At 72.6% G+C, this 6,528-nt stretch carries 5 protein-coding genes; 2 read left to right on the forward strand and 3 right to left on the reverse strand.

Features of this window, described 5'->3' with window-relative positions:
* Window positions 1-194: 194 nt before the first annotated feature.
* Together purH and purN are read right to left on the reverse strand one after the other, a co-directional pair.
* Entirely contained in the window at window positions 195-1,766 is a 1,572-nt protein-coding gene (gene purH, locus ACWEFL_RS12475; RefSeq protein ID WP_451710861.1) for a bifunctional phosphoribosylaminoimidazolecarboxamide formyltransferase/IMP cyclohydrolase, read from the reverse strand.
* Window positions 1,763-2,428: a phosphoribosylglycinamide formyltransferase gene (gene purN, locus ACWEFL_RS12480; RefSeq protein WP_451710863.1), complete on the reverse strand. Its 666-nt coding sequence runs from the start codon at window positions 2,426-2,428 to the stop codon at window positions 1,763-1,765. Before purN ends, purH begins: the two co-directional genes overlap by 4 nt.
* A gap of 499 nt (window positions 2,429-2,927) precedes the next feature.
* Between purN and ACWEFL_RS12485 the strand changes: the two genes are divergently transcribed.
* Window positions 2,928-3,740 (forward strand): hypothetical protein, encoded by an 813-nt coding sequence (locus ACWEFL_RS12485; protein WP_451710865.1) that lies wholly within the window; start codon window positions 2,928-2,930, stop codon window positions 3,738-3,740.
* A gap of 208 nt (window positions 3,741-3,948) precedes the next feature.
* Here the strand turns inward: ACWEFL_RS12485 and ACWEFL_RS12490 are convergent, their stop codons facing one another.
* Window positions 3,949-6,000 (reverse strand): cell division protein PerM, encoded by a 2,052-nt coding sequence (locus tag ACWEFL_RS12490; RefSeq protein WP_451710867.1) that lies wholly within the window; start codon window positions 5,998-6,000, stop codon window positions 3,949-3,951.
* Window positions 6,001-6,125: 125 nt separating this feature from the next.
* On the opposite strand from ACWEFL_RS12490, the gene ACWEFL_RS12495 reads away from it, so the two are divergent.
* On the forward strand, window positions 6,126-6,528 hold a 403-nt coding region (locus tag ACWEFL_RS12495; protein ID WP_451710869.1), incomplete at its 3' end, for a helix-turn-helix transcriptional regulator.

A 6,528-nucleotide genomic window follows, 5' to 3' on the forward strand; every position in this document is an offset into this window, starting at 1 on the left:
GCTCGGCCCACATGGCGGCGAAGGCGGCGTTGTGGGTGAGCAGGTCGTGCAGGAGCGCCTGGAAGCGCCTGTCGCGCGGGTAGCGTGTGGCGCTGCCCTGCACAGGGCGCGCGGCCTTCCGCGTACAGCGGCCTTCCGCGTACAAGAAAAGAGGAGGAACGGGACGGGAACGTCAGGGGAAGCCGACGGGACCGTCAGTGGAAGAAGTGGCGCGTGCCCGTGAAGTACATCGTCACGCCCGCCTTCCGCGCCGCCTCGATCACCAGCTCATCGCGGACCGAGCCGCCCGGCTGGACGATCGCCTTGACGCCCGCGTCGATCAGGATCTCGGCACCGTCCGGGAACGGGAAGAACGCGTCCGAGGCGGCGTACGCCCCCCGCGCCCGCTCCTCGCCCGCGCGCTCCACCGCGAGCTTCGCCGAGTCGACGCGGTTGACCTGGCCCATGCCGACGCCGACCGACGCGCCGTCCTTGGCGAGCAGGATCGCGTTCGACTTGACCGCGCGGCAGGCCCGCCAGGCGAAGGCCAGCTCGGCCAGTTCGTCGGCCTTCAGAGCCTCACCGGTCGCGAGGGTCCAGTTCGCGGGGTCGTCGCCCTCGGCCTGGAGCCGGTCCGCGGCCTGGAGGAGCGCGCCGCCCTGGATGAACTTGATCTCCACCGGCGAGGCGGGCGTGTCCGGACAGCGCAGGACGCGGATGTTCTTCTTCCGGGCGAGCACCTCGACCGCGCCGTCCTCGTACGCCGGGGCCACGATCACCTCGGTGAAGATCTCGGCGACCTGCTCGGCCATCGCGACCGACACCGGGCGGTTGACCGCGATCACTCCGCCGAACGCGGACAGCGGGTCACAGGCGTGCGCCTTGCGGTGCGCCTCGGCGACATCCGCGCCGATCGCGATGCCGCACGGGTTGGCGTGCTTGATGATCGCGACGCTCGGCTCGGCGTGGTCGTACGCGGCGCGCCAGGCGGCCTCGGTGTCCGTGTAGTTGTTGTACGACATCTCCTTGCCGTGCAGCTGCTCGGCCTCGGGCAGTCCGCCGTTGCCGTTGACGTACAGCGCGGCGTCCTGGTGGGGGTTCTCCCCGTAGCGCAGCACGTTGGAGCGCTGGTAGGCGGCCCCCAGGAAGTCGGGGAAGATCGTGTCGTCGGCGGGGGCGTAGGACGCGAAGTAGGAGGCGACCTCCACGTCGTACTTGGCGGTGTGCGCGAACGCCTCGGCCGCGAGCCGCCTGCGCGCGGTCAGATCGAAGCCGCCGCCCTGGACGGCCGCCAGGACGTCGGCGTACCGCTCGGGGCTGGTGACGACCGCGACCGAGGGGTGGTTCTTGGCTGCGGCGCGGACCATCGAGGGGCCGCCGATGTCGATCTGCTCGACGCACTCGTCCGGGGACGCGCCGGAGGCGACCGTCTCCCGGAAGGGGTAGAGATTGACGACCACGAGGTCGAACGGCTCCACGCCCAGCTCCGCGAGCTGCTCACGGTGGGAGTCGAGCCGCAGATCGGCGAGGATGCCCGCGTGTACGCGGGGATGCAGCGTCTTGACCCGGCCGTCCAGGCACTCGGGGAAGCCCGTCAGCTCCTCGACCTTGGTGACCGGCACCCCGGCCGCGGCGATCTTCGCGGCGGTCGAGCCGGTGGAGACCAGTTGGACGCCGGCCTCGTTCAGGCCACGGGCCAGATCCTCGAGGCCCGTCTTGTCGTACACGCTCACGAGCGCTCGCCGGATGGGCCGCTTGGCAGTCGCCTCAGCAGGCTGAGCAGTCACGGGAAAACAACCTTTCGTCCCTCGATGCGGTAGCCGTGACGGGCCAGACGCCCCACGACCTCGACGAGCAGCAGTCGCTCGACTTCTTTGATGCGCTCGTGCAGAGCGGCTTCGTCGTCCTGCTCCCGGACCTCGACCACGCCCTGGGCGATGATCGGTCCGGTGTCGACGCCGTCGTCGACGAAGTGGACGGTGCACCCGGTGACCTTCGCGCCGTACGCGAGCGCGTCGCGGACTCCGTGGGCGCCGGGAAAACTGGGCAGCAGGGCGGGGTGCGTATTGAGGCAGCGTCCGCCGAAACGGGCAAGGAACTCCTTGCCCACGATTTTCATGAATCCGGCCGAGACGACGAGATCCGGCTCGTACGCCGCCGTGGCCTCGGTGAGCGCGCGGTCCCAGGCATCACGGGACTCATAGTCCTTCACGCGGCACACGAACGTCGGGAGCCCGGCGCGCTCGGCGCGTTCCAGACCGGCGATCCCTGTCCGGTCCGCCCCGACGGCGACGACGCGCGCGCCGAAGCCTTCCGGATCGGCGTCGACGGCGTCGAGGAGGGCCTGGAGATTGGTGCCGGAGCCGGAGACGAGCACCACCAGACGGGCCGGGCGGTCCGGGTGGGCCGTGCGGTCGTCGGAGCGGGCGGGAGGGGGCGGGGAGGCCACGGCGGGTCTCTTTCTCGTGTTCTCGTGCTGTCAGGCGGTCTGCCTGTCCGGCGGTATGCGCGGGGGCTGTACGGAGGCTGCTTCGGGGCTGTGCGGGGGCTTTACGGGGGGCTGTGCGGTGGCTTTTCAGCGGGGCGGGCGGAGGTTCGAGCCGGGGCGGGTCCCGGGGCTTTCGGGGTTTTCGGGGCTTTCACGCAGAGGTACGGATCCGTGCGGGAGCCGCCGGGCATACGGATGGCTGAGCTGTCGGCTGAGTCGTTGAGCGAGGCTGTCGAGTGTGATGTGCGGCTTTGTGTGGTCGTACGAACGAATCGCGCCCCTCGATACGGGGAACTCTACGAAGAAGCCGACCGTCAGCAACGATACCGGCACACAGGAAGGCCCCCACGGGACGGGGGCGTGGCCGGGAGGTAGCGTCAGGGACAGCACCACCCGTTCCTGACGGGCACGACGACACAAGACCCGAGTGCACCGGGTCTGAGGGGAAGACGTTCACCAGATGCGGGACCGACGCCGCCGTACGGACCTCCTGTTGCCGCGGGAGCGCCAGTCCACCGATGACAACAACCCCTTCGCGCCGCCGCCGGAGGGCAGGCCGGACCAGCCGTGGCAGCCCCGCCGCCCGGAGGGCGCACCTGCCGACTCCTCCGACGCTCCGGGCTCTCCGGGCTCTTCCGGAGGTTCCGGTTCCGGTGAGGGTCCGGGTTCCTCCGACGACTCGTCCGGGTCGTCGGACGGCCGGTCGGCGTGGGGCAGCCAGTGGAGCAGCCGCCAGCCCGGCCGCTCGTCCGGCGGCGGTTTCGGCGGCCGTCCGGGCGGCCAGAACTCCCCGGACAACGGCCAGCAGGGCCCCGGAGGGCCTCCCTCCGGCCTGCGCTGGGACCCGACCGACCCCGCGCAGCGGCGGGCGCGGTACGCCCTCCTCGCGGGCATGTGGGCGTTCTTCTTCGCGCTGTTCGACTTTCCGGAGATCTCGCTGCTCCTGGGCGCGCTCGCGGTCTACTGGGCGATCAGTTCCCTGCGCGCCAAGCCGAAGCGTCCCGACCCGACCGCGCCTGCCGCAGCGTCCGCGCCGGCTCAGTCCACCGCGCCCGGCGCTCCCTCCCCGGCCCGTTCGCTGCGGACCTCGGCGGTGACGGGTCTGGTGACGGCCGTCATCGCCCTGGTGTACGTGGCGTCGATGTTCACGGCGCAGCTGGTCTACCGCGACTTCTACACATGCGAGCGGGACGCCTTGACGAAGGCGGGCCAGGTCGCGTGCAACCAGGAGTTGCCGGAGCCGCTGCGGAAGGTCTTCGGCGTCCCGGAGTAGTCGGCGTCCCGGAGCAGACGTTTCCGGAGCAGGCAGTCCGGGAGTAGGCGGTTCCCGAGCAAGCGGTTCCTGAGCGGACGGCCGGTGGTGGGCCGTCCGCCGTCGCGCGGGTGCGGTGACGGTTTCAAGGGCGAATCCGGAGGCGGATGCGAGGGCGGTTTCGGTCACGGCCGGAGACCGCCCTCTCCGCTGCCGGGGCGCGGGCGGGCTACCCCCGCTCGGACGTGGCTCCGCCTTGCTCGGAACCGCCGGGCTCGGAACCGCCTTGCTCGGAGCCAACGGGTGCGGGGGCGGCAGGTGCGGGGGCTGTGGGGTCGGCAGGCGCGGGCGCAGGCTCGGCGCGTACGGAATCGGCGGGTACGGGGGCGGCGGGCGCGGAATCCCGTACCGGCTTCCCGCCGTCCGAGCCGTCCAAGCCCTTCGTGCCGTCCGTGCCCGCTCCCCCGGTTCCGCCTCCCGGTGTGGTCGCCGTCTCCGGGGTCCTGGGCCAAGGGCTGATGGGCGCCGGCCAGGGCTTCTCCACGGCCGGGGTCCTCCGCCCGCCCCCGCCGGAGTCCGGGCCGGACCCCTCCGAGGCGGGCGGCGGATCGCTCTCGGCCATGACCGCGGCCTTGGCGGGCGGGCCCCCCGTCCGCCCCGCCCAGGAATCCAGCGGCAGGAAGCCGTACGGCTCCGAGACCGCGTCGAGAGCGTCGAGGGCCTCCAGCGCGTCCTCGATGTCCGGAACGACGGCCGCGCTCCCCCCGCCCTCCCCGCCTTGAGGGCTCCCAGCCCCTTGAAGACCGCGCAGGCCGCGCAGGCCGCGCAGGCCGCGCAGGCCGCGGGAGCCGAGGGAGCCCTGGGGAAGCTCACCCGGCTTGGACGCGGGCCCGCCGGACGCGGAGACCTGTCCCGGCGACCCAGACGACCCAGACGCCCCCGGCGACCCAGGCGTCACGGCCCGGTCCGGATCCTGCTCCACGAGCGTACGGAGACGGCCATCCGACCGGCGTACCCGCCAGGCCCGCAGCCCCAGCGCGGCCGGGATCCCGATGGCCGCCGACCACAGGAAGGCCGCCCCTCCGGTGAGCCACCACACCGGGCCGAACTCCGTGAGCCGGTCCGTGCCCAGCGGACCGCCCGAGGCCGCCGCCATCAGCGCCGTCAGGATCCCGCAGCCGGCCGCGCCCAGCAGGCCCGTCAGCGCGGTCTCACGCTTGCCCCAGGCGATCCGCCCCTCCGCCGGTGCGGCCTTCACCGCCGTGAGACAGGCGATCACGAGCGCCGCGACCAGCGGCACGGCCATGGACGCCCAGTTCAGCGGCGCCCCCGGCCCCTGCGCGGGAATCGCCGCGACCAGCGGGAAAGTCGGCAACGAGGGATCCCCCGACAGTGCGAAGGGAGTGGCCGTCCCCTCTGTGCCCAGCGAGAATCCGGGCCCGAGACCGTACGCCGCGCCCCACACCGCCGCGTTCGGCACGAGCGCGATCCCCAGCAGCAGCACGGCGAACCGCCCCGACCCGACATCGGAGAGATGACGGAACGATTCCTGGACGGCGTCCGCGTGCCAGACCAGCGAGGACCCGACGAGCAGTGCCCCGCCGCCCAGCAGCACCAGCGCCCCGGCCACCCCTGAGCGCAGCGCGACCGCCACCCGCGTACGGGCCAGCCGTACCCGTACCGCCTTGGGCAGCCAGTCCGGAATCGGACCGGTGGGACGGCCGTTCGCCGACCAGACCCCGGCAGCCGCCGTCGGCACGATCACAAACGGCACCCACACCGCCGCGCTCCACGGATTCACCGGGAGCGGCCCGCGGGTGGCGTAGACCGTCACGGCCGCGCCGACCAGCAGATACCCCACGGCGACGGCGCACAGCACGCCCCACCCCGACGCCCGTGGCCGCCGCCCGGTCTCATCCGGCACCAGGCTGTCGCGGGTGGCCCGGTGCGTCAGCCATGCGGGCAGCGCGACGAGCAGCAGCGGTACGACGCCGACGGGCGCGGGTCCGCCGTAGAGGGTGTCGGTGCGGACGAGTTCCGTGCCGTGCGCCAGCAGCCACAGCGACGCGGCCACATGCAGCGCGCCACGGGAGCCGCTGTCCGGGTACGGGGAGCTGATCCACAGCACCATCGCCACGACGGTGAACGCGCCGAGCCCGAGCCCCGCCGCGGTCGCCCCGCGCACGAGACACGCGGCGAGCGCGGCCTTCCGCCCGCCCTGCACCTGGACCGGGACCGGAACCGACGCGTACGAGGTGGGGTGATCGGTCGTCTGAGTCACCCGGCCATGCTCCCAACGACACGCGCTTTCTCCGCGTAACAGGCGAATGGCCGTTGTGTCGCTCAATATACGTTTATGTACTTCTATGCTGAGTGCAGCTCTTCGGGGCGTGCGGAGGGCCTTTCATGACTCAGAGCACGGCGCATTCCGCTGCCGGGACGCCTCTGCCGTCCCCCAAGGAACGGCGGAGGCTGCGCAGGGCGAAGTCACTGAGCGAGGAACAGGTCGCCAGCGCTATCGGCGTCACCAAGGCGACCGTCCGTGCCTGGGAGACCGGTCGCAGCGACCCGCAGGGGCGCAGGCGCGAGGCGTACGCGAAGCTGCTGGCCGCTCCCGTGACAAAGGCGGGGACCACGGCCGGGGCCACGGCGGAGGTCACGCCGGAGGTCACGCCGGAGGTCACAGCGCAACCCGAGGCCCGCCCCCGGCCGGAGCCCGAGCCGGAGCCCGAGCGGGTCTTCGGGACCGTCGCCGGGGTGAGCGAGAAGGGCGCGGGCCCGGCTTCGGAGTCGGTGTCGGAATCAGAGA

Source organism: Streptomyces sp. NPDC004838, assembly GCF_053600955.1.

What these genes read in the sequence shown, in the direction of transcription:
- ACWEFL_RS12485 (WP_451710865.1), top strand. Translation starts at nt 2,928, where the DNA reads ATGCGGGACCGACGCCGCCGTACGGACCTCCTGTTGCCGCGGGAGCGC.